The organism is Actinomadura sp. J1-007, assembly GCF_009793335.1.
GTDB lineage: Bacteria > Actinomycetota > Actinomycetes > Streptosporangiales > Streptosporangiaceae > Spirillospora > Spirillospora yumaensis.
This window is the reverse complement of record NZ_WING01000002.1, coordinates 879,252-893,842: the sequence shown is the minus strand read 5'-3', so window position 1 is coordinate 893,842 and position 14,591 is coordinate 879,252. Positions and strand designations below refer to the sequence as shown.

Here is a 14,591-nt window from a genome sequence, read left to right as displayed (position 1 = left end):
GCGGCCCGGATGTACGACAATGCTGGGTGTGATCGTGGACAAGGCCATTTACTCCGGTGCCAAGCGCCGCGACATCGACGGCGACATCAGCGACGCCTTCGACCTCGCCCGCGAGGACGGCGACTGCTTCGTGTGGATCGGCCTGTTCGAGCCGGACGAGGCGGAGTTCGAGCTGGTCCGCGACGAGCTGGAGCTGCACCCGCTCGCCGCCGAGGACGCGGTGTCGGCGCACCAGCGCCCCAAGCTGGAGCGCTACGACGACACCGTGTTCGTGGTGCTGAAGACCCTGTCCTACCTCGACGAGACCTCCGACATCGAGGTCGGCGAGATCATGGTGTTCCTCGGCCCGGACTTCGTGGTCACCGTCCGGCACGGCACGGGCAACCCGCTCGGGCCCGTCCGCAAGCGGCTGGAGCACGACCCCGCGCTGCTGGAGCACGGGCCCGCCGCCGTCCTGTACGCGGTGTGCGACGAGGTCGTCGACCGCTACGGGATCGTCGCGCACGAGGTCGAGATCGACATCATCGAGCTGGAGCGGGCCGTGTTCGACCCGTCCGGGCGCGACGTCACCGAGGACATCTACTCGCTGAAGCGCGAGGTGCTGGAGTTCCGCGGCGCCGAGGACCCGCTCGTCCCGGTCATGCAGGGCATCGTGCGGGGGCAGGTGTCCGCGTGCGAGGGCGTCCGCGACTACTTCCGCGACGTCCTCGACCACCTGCTGCGCGTGGACGGCCAGGTCGACGCGCACAACGAGCTGCTCAACAGCGCCCTCACCGCGCACCTGGCGCTGCTCGGCAAGCGGCAGAACGAGGACATGCGCAAGATCTCCGCCTGGGCCGCGATCATCGCCGTGCCGACCGCGCTGGCGGGCATCTACGGGATGAACTTCGACCACATGCCCGAGACCCACTGGGTGTGGGCCTACCCGGCGGCGCTGGCGGTCATGGTCGTGCTGTGCGCGGTGATCTTCCACCGGCTCCGCAAGAGCGGCTGGCTCTGAGGCCCCGTCCGGGCTCCCGGGGCCGTGGTTCCAGGGGCCGGGGTTCCAGGGGCCGGGGTCAGGCGTCGCCCGCGGAACGGCGCGGCGGGGCGGGCGCGAGCAGCGCGGGCCACAGGAGCGACTCGGCTCCCCCGGCCTCCAGGCGGCGCCGGATCCGTTCGACGCCTCCCCGCGTGGGCAGCGCCAGCCGCACCAGCAGCGGGTAGCCGACCGCGAACCCGGCCGCGAACACCAGCTCGCTGTGCCCGACCATCGCGAGCGGCAGCCCGACGAGGATGACCGCCTCGGTCAGCGCGAACCGCAGCAGGACCGCCGACCGGAACTGGAGCAGCGACGCCCGCGCGACGAGCACGCGCGGCGGCGCGGGCGGGCCGGCGGGACGCGGCAGCGCCCGCGGCGCGCGGGGCCCGACCAGCACGGCGGCGAGCGCGACGACGGCGAGCGGCGCGTAGATCCAGGGCGGCGCGCCGCCGAGCCGACCGTCCCCGTCCCGGACGATGAACGGCGAGATCGCGAGGATCGCGACCGGCGCGGCGAGGAGCACGAGCATCATGGCGCGCATCCGCCCGAGCACCGTCCCGGTCCGCAGCGAGCGCAGGTAGCCGGGGTCGTCGCCCGGCCCCGCGCCGAACACCGGCGCCACGTCCATCGCCCCGTGGTCCCGGGCGGACCGCGGATGCATCGGGAACGGGGGTTGCGCCATGGCTGCGCACTTTAGCCCCGTGACCGGGCACGGCAATAGAAGTCAGGCGATAACCCTTGTTGCGGACATTGCGCTTCCGCACACTGGCCGGACGCGCGCGGAACGGGTATGCGCGCCGCCGGGCTACGCCGAGATCGCGCCCGCGGCGAGCAGGCCCATGAGCATCCCGCCGACCGCGACCCGGTAGTAGACGAACACCATCATCGAGTGCTTGGTGAGGAACTTCAGCAGCCAGGCGATGCACGCGTAGCCGACGACGAACGACACGACCGTCGCGACCGTCGCGGGCATGACGGCCAGCCCGCCGTCGCCGACGTGCCGCATCTCGAACGCGCCCGACAGCACCACCGCCGGCACCGACAGCAGGAACGAGTAGCGGGCGGCGGCCTCGCGCGTGTAGCCGAGGAACAGCGCGCCGGTCATCGTCGAGCCCGACCGCGAGGACCCCGGGATCAGCGCGAGCGTCTGGAAGCCGCCGATGATCAGGCCGTCGCGCATGTTGAGGTCGCCCACCTCGCGCTTCCTGGCGCCCGCCCACTCGGCGACCATGAGCAGCAGGCCCATCCCGATCAGCGTGCCGGCGTTCAGCCACAGGTTGCGGGCCTGGCCCTCGATGAAGTCCTTGCCCGCGAGGCCGACCACGCCGACCGGGATCGTGCCGAGGCCGATGTACCAGCCCATCCGGGCGTCCTGGTGGCGGCGCAGCGCGGGCGTCCACAGGCTCCTGGTCCAGGTCGCCGCGATGTTGACCAGGTCGCGCCAGAAGTAGATGAGCACCGCGGCCATCGTGCCGAGCTGGATCACGGCCGTGAACGGGGCGCCCGGATCGTCCCAGCCGAGCAGCTCGGGCACGAACAGCAGGTGGCCCGAGCTGGAGATCGGCAGGAACTCGGTGAGCCCCTGGACGATCCCGAGCACGGTCGCTTCCACGACGTTCACAGGCGGCCGATCCCCTCACGCACGGGCCGCGCGGCGATGCGCGGCGCCCTACGAAGGGTAGCGGCCGGGCGCCCCGGGACGGCCGGAACCGGGCGCAACCGGAACGTCGCGCACGCCGCTGACCGGCGGCGACGCCGGGACCGGCCACCCGCGCGCCCGCGTCCCGCCGTCCCCCGGCCACGTCCCGGCCATCTTTCGGACACCTTCCGGCAACGCGACGGCGCGGGCACGGGCGGTGACGGCCGGACGGGTCCGCTCCGGCGGAACGCTACTGTGAGCCCTCATGAAGGAGCGTCACCTCGGGCGGAGCGGGCTGCTGGTGTCCCGGCTGGCCCTCGGCACGATGACCTGGGGCCACGACACCGATCCGGACGAGGCGGCGGCCCAGCTCGCCGCGTTCGTGACCGCCGGCGGCACGCTGGTGGACACCGCCGACGTCTACAGCGACGGCGACAGCGAGCGGATCCTCGGGCACCTGCTGCGCGAGACGGCCGACCGCGACGGCCTGGTCATCGCGACCAAGGCCGCGATCCGCCCGAACGGCCGCTACGACGGGTCCCGCAGGCACCTGCTCCGCGCCCTGGACGCCTCGCTCGACCGCCTCGGCCTCGACCACGTCGACCTGTGGCAGCTGCACGTGTACGACCCGGCGACGCCGCTGGAGGAGACGCTGTCGGCGCTGGACGAGGCCGTGCTGTCGGGCCGCACCCGCTACGTCGGCGTGTCGAACTACGCGGGCTGGCAGGTCGCGAAGGCCGCCGCGTGGCAGCGGGCGTGGCCGGGCCGCGCGCCCGTGGTGTCGGCGCAGCTGGAGTACTCGCTGCTGCGCCGCGACATCGAGCGCGAGGTCGTCCCGGCCGTGCTGGACGCGGACGCGGGGCTGCTGCCGTGGTCGCCGCTCGGCCGCGGGGTGCTGACCGGCAAGTACCGGACGGGCATCCCCGCCGGGTCGCGGGCCGCCGCGCCGCACTTCTCCGAGTTCGTCCAGCCGTACCTCGACGAGGAGTGCGGGCGGATCGTGGAGTCGGTGGTGACGGCCGCCGAGGGGCTCGGCGTGTCGCCGCTCAGCGTCGCGCTGAGCTGGGTCCGGGACCGGCCCGGCGTCGCCGCGCCGATCGTCGGCGCGCGGACCGCCGCGCAGCTCGCCCAGGCGCTGGAGAGCGAGACGCTGACCCTGCCGCAGGAGATCCGGGACGCGCTCGACGACGTCTCCGACATGTCCGCCGCCCATCCGTGACCGTCCGGGCCGTCCGTGGCACCCTCGGGACGGTCCGCGCACCTTCGAGCACCGAACCCGCCAGCACTGGACCAGCCGTACGGGAAGCCCGTGACCGACTCGAACCCTGACACCGTCCCCCAGACCGACCCGGCCCCCGCCCCGCCCCGGAGCCCCAGGCCGGACCGCCCCCGCCGGACCGCCCGCGGCCGGACCGCCGCCCACCGCAGCGCCCGCGGCGCCGGCGTCGCCGCTCGCCGAGCTGTTCGCCTCCGCGGGCGTGCCCGAGTCGTTCACCGCCCGCGCGGCGGCGCGGCTCGGGCCGGACGCGGCGGCGCGGCTGCGCGCCGACCCCTGGCGGCTGCTGCTCGTGCCGGGCGTCGGGCCGCGGCAGGCCGACCACTTCGCGCGGCGGGTGCTCGGCGAGGCCGCCCGCCCGGACGATCCGCGCCGCGGCGCGGCGCTCGTGACGCACCTGCTGACCGCCGCCGCGCGCGAGGGCCACACGGTGACGCCCGCCGCGGAGGTGCTGACCGCGCTCGAACGGGTCCAGGTGCCCGAGCCGCAGCGGGCGGTGGAGGCGGCGCTGGACGCGGGCGACGCGCTCGTGCTGACCGAGGAGCCCGAGTTCGACGAGGCGGCGTTCGAGGAGGACGCCGAGCCGCCCGAGCCGGAGGAGACGCTCGGGCTCGCGCGGTGGGCGATGGCGGAGGAGGCGGCGGCCGAGGGGTTCCAGCGGCTGACGCTGACCGCCGTGCCGCTGCTGGACGACGCGGCGGTCAAGGAGCTGCGGTCCGGGCTGCCCGAGGACCGGTCGCTGGCGTTCACCGCCGCCCTGCGCACCGGCGTGACCGTCCTGCGCGGCGTCCCGGACGACGTGGAGGACACCGCGCTCGCGATCGCGTCGGCCGCGGCGGCGCGGGGCCTGCGGGCCGCGCTCGTCCCGCCGACCGAGCGGGCCGCCGCCGCGCTCGCGGCGAAGGCGGGCGAGGGCGCGCCGCCCGTGGTCGCGCTGCACCGCGCGCTCGACCCGCGCGACGACCCGTCCGCCGCGCCGGGCGCGGTGGTGTTCGGGCGCGGCGAGCAGCGCCCGTTCGAGCTGGACCTGGTGATCGTGCCCGACGCGTCCGGCCTGGACGTCGAGCTGTGCGCGGTGCTGGTGGAGGCGTGCCCGGACGGCGCGCACCTGGTCCTCGGCGGCGGGCCCGGCGCGCCGCCGCCGGCCGGCCCGGGACGGCCGCTGGACGACCTGGAGGCGTCCGAGACCGTCCCGGTCGTGGAGCTGGACGCCGCGCCGCCCTCCGGGCCGCTCGGCACGCTCACGGCGGCCGTGCGGTCGGGCGAGCTCGTCGCGGTGGACGCGCCGGACCGCGAGGTCGTGATCGTCCCGGCGGCGAACGCGGGCGAGGCGGTGCACCGCGCCGTCCAGCTCGTCGCCGACTCCATCCCGCGCGCGCTCGGGATCGCGGTGGAGGACGTCCAGGTGGTCGCCCCGGCCGCGGGCGGCGAGGCGGGGACCGCGGCGCTGAACGCGGCGCTGAAGGCCCGCCTGAACCCCGGGCCGGGCCGGTACGCGGGGCTGGACCCGGGCGACCGCGTGGTGGTCGCCGCCCCGCTGCGCCAGGCCGCCGTGGGCGAGACCGGCGTGGTGACCGGCGCGGGCCCGCACGGGCTGGACGTGGCGTTCCCGAACGGCCCGGCGGTCGTCGCCCCCGCGGACGCGGCGCGGCTGCGGCACGGGTGGGCGGTGACCGTCGCGCTCGGCCGGGGCGCGCGCCGTCCGGCGGTGGTGGCCGTCATGTCGGAGCCCGGGGACGGGACCGTCCTGACCCGTCCGCTGGTGGCCACGGCGTTCGGGCTGGCGGAACGGCACCTGTCGGTGGTGCAGGCCGCGGGGCCCGCGCTGGCCCGGGGCGTGCGGGAGAACGGAGCGCCGGAGCGTCGCACCAGGCTGGCGCGCTTGGTGGTGCCTTGAGAAATCGGTGTGGCGCTGTTTACGGTTGACTCCCGGTGAGGCACGATGATCGTTGGCGCGACGTCAATAGGTTCATCGCCGGCAAGAGGAGTGAAATGCCCCAGCAGCGACGCTTCAGGCGGCTCGGTTCGGCCACGACGGTGTCGGCGGGCGCTCTGGCACTGCTGTTCCTCGGCGCCCCCGCCGCGTCGGCCTCCGTCGCGGGCGCGAGCGGCCAGAAGCCCTGCAAGAAGGGCACCGACCCCGCGAGCACCATCGACAACTGGAAGTGCCAGCTCGGCAACTGGCGCGACAGCCTCACGCCGAAGAAGCCCTCGACGTCCCCGTCGCCGTCCAAGAAGAAGCCGTCGGTGAAGCCGGGCACCAGCGGCAAGAAGAAGTCGTCGGCGCCCAGGCACAAGGCGAAGGCCCCGTCGCACGCGGCGCCGAGCGGCACCGTGGCGTCGGGAGGCGGGGCGGCCCCGCAGACCGCGCCCGGCGGGCTGCGCCCCTACTCCCCGGCGCCGCGCCGAGCGCCTCCGCGACTCCGCCGGGCGTGCTGCCGACGCCGGAGATCGCCGCCGACCCGCGCGGCTACCTGCCCGCGTCCGGCAACGGCGCCGTGCCGCAGACGCGGCTGATCTCGCCGATGGCCGCGTCGCAGCACGAGCAGGGAACCACGCTGTGGGTCGCCGCGGCGGCGGGCGCGGCCGGAGCCGTGGGCGCGCTCCAGCTCAGCGTGGTCACGCGCCGCGGACGCCGCGTCCGCCGCTGAACGACACGCGACACGCGGCACGCGTCGCGTCCAGGCGATGAGACGTGAAAGGCCCCTCCCCGGGATCGTTCTCCGGGGAGGGGCCTTCGCGTTCGCCCGCCGCGTTCGCCCGCCGCGTCCGGGCGGACGGTCAGCGCGTCACTCGGCGGTCTCGGCGGACGCGGCGCCGATCGCGTGCAGGCCGCCGTCCACGTGCAGGATCTCGCCCGTCGTCGCGGGGAACCAGTCGGATAGCAGCGCCGCGCAGGCGCGCGCGGTGGGCTCGCTGTTCTGGATGTCCCAGCCGAGGGGAGCCACCTCCGGCCACATCTCCGTCAGCCCGGCGAAGCCCGGGATGCTCTTCGCGGCCATCGTCGCGAGCGGCCCCGCGGCGACGAGGTTGACGCGGATGCCCTGCGGCCCGAGGTACTTGGCCAGGTAGCGGGCGCACGACTCCAGCCCCGCCTTCGCCACGCCCATCCAGTCGTACACCGGCCACGCCTTGGTCGCGTCGAAGTCGAGCCCGACGACCGACCCGCCGTCCTTCATCAGCGGCAGGCACGCCATCGTCAGCGACTTCAGCGAGTACACCGACGCGTGCATCGCCGTCGCGACGTCCTCCCACGACGTTTCGAGGAAGTTGCCGCCGAGCGCCTCCTGCGGGGCGAACGCGATCGCGTGCATGATGCCGTCGAGGCTGTCGAAGCCGTGGCCGCGCAGCGTCTCGGCGAGGCCGCCGAGCTGCTCGGCGTTGGTCACGTCCAGCTCCACGACCGGCGGCGGGGCGTCCGGCCCGGACGGGAGCCGCTTGGCGGTCCGCTGCGTCAGCGTCGGGCGCGGGTAGGCGGTGAGGACGACCTCCGCGCCCTGCTCCTGCGCGACCCGCGCCACGTGGAACCCGATCGAGGCGTCGGTGAGGACGCCGGTGACCAGGATGCGCTTGCCTTCGAGGATTCCCATGCCGTTCAGTGCCCCATTCCCAGACCGCCGTCGACGGGGATCACGGCCCCGGTGATGTAGGAGGCGTCGTCGCTCGCCACGAACGCGACCGCCTTGGCGACCTCCTCCGGCCGCGCGATGCGGCCGAGCGGGACGGCCGCGGTGATGCCCTGCTGCTGCTCCTCGGTCAGCGCGCGGGTCATGTCGGTGTCGACGAACCCGGGCGAGACCACGTTGACGGTGATGTTGCGCGACCCGAGCTCGCGGGCCAGCGACCGCGCGAACCCGACCATGCCCGCCTTGGACGCCGCGTAGTTGGTCTGGCCGGGTGAGCCCGACAGCCCCACCACCGACGACACCAGCACGATGCGGCCCTTCCGCTTGCGCATCATGCCCTTGACACCGCGCTTGGCGACGCGGAACGCGCCGCTCAGGTTGGTGTCGAGGACGGAGGTGAAGGTGTCCTCGCTCATGATCGCCAGCAGCGTGTCCTTGGTGATCCCGGCGTTGGCCACCACGACCTCGACCGGGCCCTGCTCCGCCTCGACCTTGCCGAACGCGGCGTCGACGTCCTCCATGCTCGTCACGTCGCACCGGACGCCGAACAGCCCCTCGGGCGGCTCACCGGAGCGGTAGGTGACGGCGACCGCGTCGCCGGCGGCGGCCAGCTCGCGCGCGATGGCCAGGCCGATGCCCCGGTTACCGCCGGTCACGAGGACAGAGCGACTCATCGTGTACCTCTCGTTGGGTTACCTCATAACAGCGACCGAGATTATCGGTCCCCGGCGTGCGGGAAGATGTGCCGAACCGACAAGATCCGTCGTCCCCGCTTTGTTCCGCGGGCGGCGCGCCGCCACGCGGTAGGTTCCGGAATGTGCATGACATCGATCCCGCCTTCACCGCGCTGCCGCTGCGGGCGCTCGCCGACGCGGCGCTGAGCCGGGCCCGCGAGCTCGGCGCCGAGCACGCCGACTTCCGGCTGGAGCGCGTCCGCAGCCAGACCCTGCGCCTGCACGACGCGGCGCTCGAGACCGCCTTGGACGACGACGACGTGGGCCTGTCGGTCCGGGTCGTCAAGGACGGCACCTGGGGCTTCGCCGCCGGCATCGACCTGACGCCGGACGGCGCGGCGGCCGTCGCCGCGCGGGCCGTCGAGGTCGCCGTCGTCGCCTCCGCCGTCAACCGCGAGCCGATCGAGCTGGCGCCCGAGCCCGCGCACGGCGAGCGGACGTGGGTGTCGGCGTACGAGACCGACCCGTTCGACGTGCCGACCGCCGACAAGGTCGCGCTGCTGGCCGGGTGGAGCCGCCGGCTGCTCGGCGACCACCGCGTCGACCACGTCGACGCGCACCTCCTCCAGGTCCGCGAGAACAAGTTCTTCGCCGACCTCGCCGGCAACGCGACCACCCAGCAGCGGGTCCGGCTGCACCCGGTGCTGAACGCCGTCGCCATCGGCGACGGGCTGTTCGACACGATGCGCACGCTCGCGCCGCCCGCCGGGCGCGGCTTCGAGTGGCTGACCGGCCCGCACTGGGACTGGGACGGCGAGCTGGCGCGCATCCCCGAGCTGCTCGCCGAGAAGCTCGCCGCGCCGACCGTCGAGGCCGGGACGTACGACCTGGTGGTCGACCCGTCGAACCTGTGGCTGACGATCCACGAGTCGGTCGGGCACGCGACCGAGCTGGACCGCGCGCTCGGCTACGAGGCCGCGTACGCGGGCACCTCGTTCGCGACGCCCGACCTGCTCGGCGAGCTGCGGTACGGGTCGGAGGCGATGAACGTGACCGGCGACCGCACCGCCGAGCACGGCCTCGCCACGATCGGGTACGACGACGAGGGCGTGCGGGCGCAGTCGTTCGACATCATCAGCGGGGGCTGTTCACCGGCTACCAGACCGACCGGCGCATCGCCCGGCTCACCGGCGCCGAGCGGTCCAACGGCTGCGCGTTCGCCGACTCGGCGTCGAGCATGCCGATCCAGCGGATGGCGAACGTGTCGCTGCGGCCCGCCGAGGGCGGCCCGTCCACCGAGGAGCTGATCTCCGGGGTGGACCGCGGCATCTACGTGATGGGCGACAAGAGCTGGTCGATCGACATGCAGCGGTACAACTTCCAGTTCACCGGGCAGCGGTTCTACCGCATCGAGAACGGCCGGCTCGCCGGGCAGCTCCGCGACGTCGCCTACCAGGCCACCACCACCGAGTTCTGGAACTCGATGGAGGCCGTCGGGGGGCCGCAGACGTACGTGCTGGGCGGCGCGTTCAACTGCGGCAAGGGCCAGCCGGGGCAGGTCGCGCCGGTCAGCCACGGCTGCCCGTCCGCGCTGTTCCGCGGCGTCAACATCCTCAACGCGCTGAAGGAGGCCGGCCAGTGAGCACGATCGGGCCGCAGGAGGCGGTCGAGCGGGCGCTGTCGCTGTCGCGCGCGGACGGCTGCGTCGTCATCGCCGAGGAGTCCGCCAACGCGAACCTGCGGTGGGCGGGCAACACCCTCACCACCAACGGCGTGTCGAACACCAGCCGGCTCACCGTCGTGGCGCTGCGCGGCACCGCCGACGGCGTCGCCGCGGGCGTGGTCTCGCGCACCGCGGTCGGGGCCGACGGCTTGGAGGACCTGGTCCGCGCCGCCGAGGCCGACGCGGCGGGCAACGAGCCCGCCGAGGACGCCGCGCCGCTCGTCGGCGCGTCCGGGGCGCCCGGGGCGGGTTCGGGCGCCGCGTGGGACGACGACCCGGCCGAGACCGGCATCGGCGTCTTCGGGGCGTTCGCTCCGGCGCTGGGCGAGGCGTTCGGCGAGGCGGCGAGCCGGGGCGGGAAGCTGTACGGGTTCGCCAACCACACCGTGACGTCCACGTTCGTCGGCACCTCCGAGGGCCTGCGGGCGCGGTACGACCAGCCGACCGGCCTCGTCGAGCTGAACGCCAAGCGCGGCGGCGGGTCGGCGTGGTCGGGCGCGGCCACCCGCGACTTCGCCGACGTGGACGCGGCCGCCCTCGCCGGGGGCCTCGCGCGGCGGCTGGACTGGAGCGAGCGCCGGGTCGAGCTGCCCGCCGGGCGGTACGAGACGATCCTGCCGCCGAGCGCGGTGGCCGACCTGATGATCTACCTGTACTGGTCGGCGGGCGCGCGGGACGCGCACGACGGCCGCACGGTGTTCAGCGCGCCGGGCGGCGGCACCCGGGTCGGCGACAAGCTCGCGAGCCTGCCGGTCACGCTGTCCAGCGACCCCGGCGCGGCCGGGCTGGAGTGCGCGCCGTTCGTCGTCGCGCGGCTCTCGGACCGCGAGTCGTCGGTGTTCGACAACGGCCTCGGCCTCGGCCGGACCGAGTGGATCTCCGGCGGCACCCTCGCGGCGCTCACCCAGACGCGGCACTCGGCCGCGATGACGGGGCTGCCGGTCACCCCGGCGATCGACAACCTCACGCTGGCCGGCCCGTCCGGCGGGGCGGGGGGCGCGTCGCTGGAGGACATGGTGGCGCGCACCGGGCGCGGGCTGCTGCTGACCTGCCTGTGGTACATCCGGGAGGTCGACTCGCAGCGGCTGCTGCTGACCGGCCTCACCCGCGACGGGGTCTACCTCGTCGAGGACGGCGAGGTCGTCGGGGCGGTCAACAACTTCCGCTTCAACGAGAGCCCGGTCGACCTGCTGTCGCGGCTCGCGGAGGTCGGCGGGACCGTGCCGACGCTGCCGCGCGAGTGGTCCGACTACTTCACCCGGACCGCGATGCCGGCGGTCCGGGTGCCGGACTTCAACATGTCCACGGTGTCCAAGGCGTCCTGAACGCCCCGGAACAGGCGGAGACGGACGGAGACGGACGGGGATCGGCGCGGGCCATCCGATGTGTCGCCGGCGCCTCCCGGGCCGTCTCCGCCACGCTCAGGGCCGCCCGCGCGCCGTCCAGGACGGCCGGGGCCCGCGGACCCGCCCGGCGGCGGGGACGCGGGCCCCTTCCGGCGCCCGGCTCCCGGCGCTCAGCCGTCCTCCAGGCGGAAGCCGACCTTCATGCCCACCTGGTAGTGCCCCACCTCCCCGTCGGTGATCTGGCCGCGGACCTCGGTCACCTCGAACCAGTCCAGGTGGCGCAGGGTCTGCCCCGCGCGCCTGATCCCGTTGCGGATCGCGCTCTCCACCGACTCCGGCGACGTGCCGACGATCTCGGTCACCCGGTACGTGCGATCGGTCATGACGCCCCTTCCCGAAACATTGCCCAACCTGGTGTCGCCTGCCGCATGCCATGGGCTTACCGTTGAATGGTGAAGGTCAATCCCCGCCGGCGGCCCGAGATCCACACGGTCACCGACGCGCCCCGGCCGATGTCCGAGGACATCGGGCACCGCCAGCGGCGCTACCTGATGTCCATGGCCATCCGCACGGGCTGCTTCGTCGGCGCGGTGGTGGCGGGGATGGCGGGCGCGCCGCTGTGGTGCGTCGGCATCCTCGTGGTGGGCGCCTTGTTCCTGCCGTACGTCGCGGTGATCGTCGCCAACGGCGGCCGGGAGCCGACGGCGTCCGCGCGGTTCGCCGAGCCGGTTAGCCCGCAACACAAGCCGATTTCCGGACAGCGACCGGAAATCGGGTCGTGACATTCTCTTGACTAACACCGGGGTGTTTCGGTGTACGATTTGTACCGGCGCTCTGGTCCCCCGTCGGAGCGCCCGTGCCGGTGTTCCGGGCCCCCGTCGGAACACCGATGATGCGGCGCCGGGTGGATTGCCCCCGTATCCACCCGGCGCCGCTTTTCATGTCCGCGGCCCCCGCGTTGCCCGCCCTTGCCGGACCGCCCGCCGCCACCAGCACATTCTCCGGGAAGCGCAAGGCCCAACGCTGGCCTGCTCCGGCCACGCGCCGAAATAACTCTTCACCGAACTTTCCGGGACGATTCACCGTCCCGCCGGCCGGGCCGGCCACCCGCCCGCCGGCCGGGCCGCGACGGGGTCCGACCACCGGGCGCCGGCCGCGCCCCCTCCCGCACGCCGCGCGGCGCCGCACAGCGCGCGGCCGGGCCGGGCCGGGTCCCGGGGACGCCGGGCGGGCCGATGCCCTCGACGTTGATTCTAGAATCGGATTCGAAGTAGCGTGGCGACCGCCGCCGGCGGCGGGAGCAGCAGGGACAGCAGCGAAAGGGGCCAGGCCGTGCGCCGTACCGTGTTCAACGAGGACCATGAGGCGTTCCGCTCGACGATCCGCGACTTCATCGCGGCCGAGGTCGTGCCCGTCTTCCCCTCCTGGGAGGAGGAGGGCCACCCGCCCCGGGACTTCTACAACAAGCTCGGCGAGCTCGGCGTCTTCGGCATCACCGTGCCCGAGGAGTACGGCGGCGCGGGCGAGACCAGCTTCAAGTACGCGGCGGTGATCTCCGAGGAGACCGCGCGGGCCGGGGTGAGCTTCGGGTCGTTCACCGTGCACGTCAACCTGGTGCTGCCGTACCTGCTGAAGTACGGGAGCGAGGAGCAGAAGAAGCGGTGGCTGCCGGGCTTCATGGCGGGCGACATGATGACCGCGATCGCGATGACCGAGCCGGGCACCGGGTCGGACCTCGCCGGGATGCAGACCACCGCGAGGCTCGACGGCGACCACTACGTGCTGAACGGCGCGAAGACGTTCATCACCGGCGGCGTCCTCGCCGACCTGATGCTGGTGGTCGCCCGCACCTCCCCCGCGACGCCGGAGAACCGCCGGGCCGGGCTGTCGATCCTGTGCGTGGACACCAGGAGCGAGGGCTACCGGGTCGGGCGCAAGCTCCAGAAGATCGGGCTGCGCACGTCCGACACGGCCGAGCTGTCGTTCAGCGACGTGCGCGTGCCCGTGGAGAACCTGCTCGGCGAGGAGGGCCGCGGGTTCGAGTACCTGACCCACAACCTCGCCGAGGAGCGGCTCGCGATCGCCGTGCAGTCGTACGCCTCGGCCGCCGCGGCGGTCGGGTTCGCCACCGCCTACGTCAAGGACCGCGTGGTCTTCGGCAAGAGCGTCGCCTCGTTCCAGAACACCAAGTTCGTCCTCGCCGAGTGCGAGACCGAGGTGGAGGCCGCCCGCTCGCTGGTGGACCGCGCGATGGACGCCCACGACCTCGGGGAGCTGACGCCCGCCGACGCCGCCAAGACCAAGCTGTTCTGCACCGAGGTCCAGGCCCGGGTGGTGGACAAGTGCCTCCAGCTCCACGGCGGCTACGGCTACATCCTGGAGTACCCGATCGCGCGGCTCTACACCGACGCGCGCGTGACGCGGATCTACGGCGGCACCAGCGAGGTCCTCAAGACGATCATCTCCAAGCAGATGGGGGTCTGAGCCGTGGCCGCGAGCGCGCGGGTCGCGATCGTCACCGGGGCGGCGCGGGGCATCGGCGCCGCGACCGCCGTCCGCCTCGCCCGGGAGGGCTTCGCGGTCGCCGTCTGCGACCTGGACGAGGCGGCCTGCGCCGGCACCGTCCGGGCGGTCGAGGAGAACGGCGGGCGGGCCCTCGCGGTCGGCGTGGACGTCGCCGACGCCGGCCTGGTGAAGGCCGCCGTCGCCCGCGTCGCCGCGGAGCTGGGGCCGCCGCTGGTCCTGGTCAACAACGCGGGGATCCTGCGCGACAACCTGCTGTTCAAGATGTCCGAGGATGACTGGGACGCGGTCATGTCCGTGCACCTGCGCGGCGCGTTCCTGATGAGCCGGGCCGCGCAGGCCCACATGACCGAGGCCGGGTGGGGGCGGATCGTCAACCTGTCGTCGGTGTCGGCGCTCGGCAACCGGGGCCAGGCCAACTACTCGGCGGCCAAGGCGGGCCTCCAGGGCTTCACCAAGACCCTGGCGATCGAGCTCGGCAGGTTCGGCGTCACCGCCAACGCGATCGCGCCCGGGTTCATCGCGACGGAGATGACCGCCGCGACCGCCACGCGGGTCGGCGCCGACTTCGAGGAGTTCAAGCGGGCGGCGGCCCGGCAGATCCCGGTACGGCGCGTCGGGGTCCCCGAGGACATCGCGGGCGTCGTGGCGTTCCTGGTCAGCGACGACGCCTCGTTCGTGTCGGGGCAGGTCCTCTACGTCGCCGGAGGGCCCCGCGCCTGACCGCCACGCGCCGCGCCGCGCCGGGCGGGGCGGGGCGGCC

At 74.2% G+C, this 14,591-nt stretch carries 14 protein-coding genes and 1 pseudogene; 9 read left to right on the top strand and 6 right to left on the bottom strand.

Features of this window, described 5'->3' with window-relative positions; translation table 11 throughout:
* Positions 1-28: 28 nt before the first annotated feature.
* Positions 29-1,000: a magnesium and cobalt transport protein CorA gene (locus tag GEV43_RS38065; protein WP_160825533.1), complete on the top strand. Its 972-nt coding sequence runs from the start codon at positions 29-31 to the stop codon at positions 998-1,000.
* A 58-nt stretch (positions 1,001-1,058) separates the two neighbouring features.
* On the opposite strand, the gene GEV43_RS38060 is transcribed toward GEV43_RS38065, so the two are convergent.
* Both GEV43_RS38060 and GEV43_RS38055 read right to left on the bottom strand, forming a co-directional pair.
* The gene (locus GEV43_RS38060) at positions 1,059-1,649 is read right to left on the bottom strand and encodes a hypothetical protein (RefSeq protein ID WP_206681572.1); all 591 of its coding nucleotides are present in this window, start codon (positions 1,647-1,649) and stop codon (positions 1,059-1,061) included.
* A 177-nt stretch (positions 1,650-1,826) separates the two neighbouring features.
* On the bottom strand, positions 1,827-2,642 hold the full coding sequence (locus tag GEV43_RS38055) for an undecaprenyl-diphosphate phosphatase (RefSeq protein ID WP_160825531.1): 816 nt from the start codon (positions 2,640-2,642) through the stop codon (positions 1,827-1,829).
* A gap of 283 nt (positions 2,643-2,925) precedes the next feature.
* Here GEV43_RS38055 and GEV43_RS38050 point away from each other — a divergent pair, with 283 nt between their 5' ends.
* Positions 2,926-3,879: an aldo/keto reductase gene (locus GEV43_RS38050; RefSeq protein WP_160825530.1), complete on the top strand. Its 954-nt coding sequence runs from the start codon at positions 2,926-2,928 to the stop codon at positions 3,877-3,879.
* A gap of 241 nt (positions 3,880-4,120) precedes the next feature.
* The gene (locus GEV43_RS38045) at positions 4,121-5,833 is read left to right on the top strand and encodes a helix-hairpin-helix domain-containing protein (protein WP_160826079.1); all 1,713 of its coding nucleotides are present in this window, start codon (positions 4,121-4,123) and stop codon (positions 5,831-5,833) included.
* 19 nt (positions 5,834-5,852) lie between these two features.
* Here GEV43_RS38045 and GEV43_RS38040 read toward each other — a convergent pair whose 3' ends face one another.
* Complete coding sequence (locus GEV43_RS38040; protein WP_160825529.1) at positions 5,853-6,269, bottom strand: hypothetical protein; 417 nt, start codon at positions 6,267-6,269, stop codon at positions 5,853-5,855.
* Positions 6,270-6,368: 99 nt separating this feature from the next.
* On the opposite strand from GEV43_RS38040, the gene GEV43_RS38035 reads away from it, so the two are divergent.
* Positions 6,369-6,587: a hypothetical protein gene (locus tag GEV43_RS38035; protein WP_160825528.1), complete on the top strand. Its 219-nt coding sequence runs from the start codon at positions 6,369-6,371 to the stop codon at positions 6,585-6,587.
* Between the two features lie 138 nt (positions 6,588-6,725).
* Here GEV43_RS38035 and fabI read toward each other — a convergent pair whose 3' ends face one another.
* Together fabI and GEV43_RS38025 are read right to left on the bottom strand one after the other, a co-directional pair.
* Entirely contained in the window at positions 6,726-7,526 is an 801-nt protein-coding gene (gene fabI / locus GEV43_RS38030) for an enoyl-ACP reductase FabI (protein ID WP_160825527.1), read from the bottom strand.
* 5 nt (positions 7,527-7,531) lie between these two features.
* Positions 7,532-8,236: a beta-ketoacyl-ACP reductase gene (locus GEV43_RS38025; RefSeq protein ID WP_160825526.1), complete on the bottom strand. Its 705-nt coding sequence runs from the start codon at positions 8,234-8,236 to the stop codon at positions 7,532-7,534.
* Between the two features lie 143 nt (positions 8,237-8,379).
* Between GEV43_RS38025 and GEV43_RS38020 the strand changes: the two are divergent.
* Positions 8,380-9,878: pseudogene (locus GEV43_RS38020) on the top strand (TldD/PmbA family protein).
* A 5-nt stretch (positions 9,879-9,883) separates the two neighbouring features.
* Positions 9,884-11,284 (top strand): metallopeptidase TldD-related protein, encoded by a 1,401-nt coding sequence (locus GEV43_RS38015; protein WP_160826078.1) that lies wholly within the window; start codon positions 9,884-9,886, stop codon positions 11,282-11,284.
* A 191-nt stretch (positions 11,285-11,475) separates the two neighbouring features.
* Here GEV43_RS38015 and GEV43_RS38010 read toward each other — a convergent pair whose 3' ends face one another.
* A complete protein-coding gene (locus GEV43_RS38010) occupies positions 11,476-11,688 on the bottom strand; it encodes a dodecin (protein WP_160825525.1) in 213 nt (70 codons plus the stop codon).
* Positions 11,689-11,754: 66 nt separating this feature from the next.
* On the opposite strand from GEV43_RS38010, the gene GEV43_RS38005 reads away from it, so the two are divergent.
* The 3 genes from GEV43_RS38005 (at position 11,755) to fabG (ending at position 14,551) form a co-directional block, all read left to right on the top strand.
* Entirely contained in the window at positions 11,755-12,087 is a 333-nt protein-coding gene (locus tag GEV43_RS38005) for a DUF3099 domain-containing protein (protein WP_175250984.1), read from the top strand.
* 550 nt (positions 12,088-12,637) lie between these two features.
* A complete protein-coding gene (locus GEV43_RS38000) occupies positions 12,638-13,789 on the top strand; it encodes an acyl-CoA dehydrogenase family protein (RefSeq protein WP_160825524.1) in 1,152 nt (383 codons plus the stop codon).
* A gap of 3 nt (positions 13,790-13,792) precedes the next feature.
* On the top strand, positions 13,793-14,551 hold the full coding sequence (gene fabG, locus GEV43_RS37995; protein WP_160825523.1) for a 3-oxoacyl-ACP reductase FabG: 759 nt from the start codon (positions 13,793-13,795) through the stop codon (positions 14,549-14,551).
* The last annotated feature ends 40 nt before the right edge of the window (positions 14,552-14,591 follow it).